This is a genomic window from Mesorhizobium sp. M7A.F.Ca.ET.027.03.2.1 (genome assembly GCF_003999175.1).
Lineage (GTDB): Bacteria > Pseudomonadota > Alphaproteobacteria > Rhizobiales > Rhizobiaceae > Mesorhizobium.
Window position 1 is genome coordinate 1 of sequence record NZ_RZOM01001597.1, and the last position, 870, is coordinate 870.

1 protein-coding gene is annotated in these 870 nt (G+C 69.1%); it reads right to left on the reverse strand.

Translation table 11 applies throughout. The features are described 5' to 3' along the window. The coding region (locus tag EN750_RS36695; protein ID WP_189526771.1) for a cobaltochelatase subunit CobN at nt 1-870 on the reverse strand (870 nt) is incomplete at both ends.

Here is an 870-nt window from a genome sequence, read left to right on the forward strand (position 1 = left end):
GCGCGGCCAGTCGCCATGCGATTGCATGTAGCCGCGCACCACCTCCTCCGCCGCTGCCTTGCCCAGATCATAGGCGGTCGGCCTCGGCATGGTGCGCGGGTCCGAGGTGAACAGGTTGCGGCCGGTGGGCAGAACGTCCGAGCGACCCCGAGCGGGCGCGCCGGCCGGGCCGGCCTTGACGTGGCGGCCATCGAGCGCGGCGAGAAGCGCCGCTTTCTCGGCGTCAGCGCTTTGTCGCCGCATGGCGTCGGGCTCATCCTCAGGGGCGCGGCCATAGATATGCAGCCCATCCTTGATGGCAAAATCCTTGAGGTCGCAGAGCCAGGCGTCGATGCGGCGCAGCGCTTCGTCCGGAGCGTCGGTCCCGGCGACGCCGGCTTCGGAGGCGAGACCGGTCTTTTGCGCGGTGTCGACGATCAGTTTCGCCAGACGGTCTCGGCGGCGGCGGTCGAGCCCGTCGGCCTGGGCATATTCATCGACCAGCCGCTCGAGCTTGTGTTGATTTTCGTCGAGCCCGGCGCCGGTCAGCGGCGGTGGCAGATGACCAAGGGTGACGGCGGCGATGCGGCGCTTGGCTTGCGCCGCTTCGCCGGGGTTGGAGACGATGAAGGGATAGATGACGGGTAATCCACCGGTGACGATCTCGGGAAAGCAGTCTTCCGACAGCGCAACGGTCTTGCCCGGCAGCCACTCCAGCGTGCCATGCGCGCCGACATGGACAAGCGCGTGGACGCCGAGCGACTTGCGCAGCCACAGGCCGAAGGCGAGCAATGCATGGCGCGGCGGCAGCGTCGGGTCGTGGTAGTCGGCGCGGCGGTCGGCGGAGCGGCCGCGATCCGGGGCGAGGGCGATGGTGATGTTGCCGAAGGT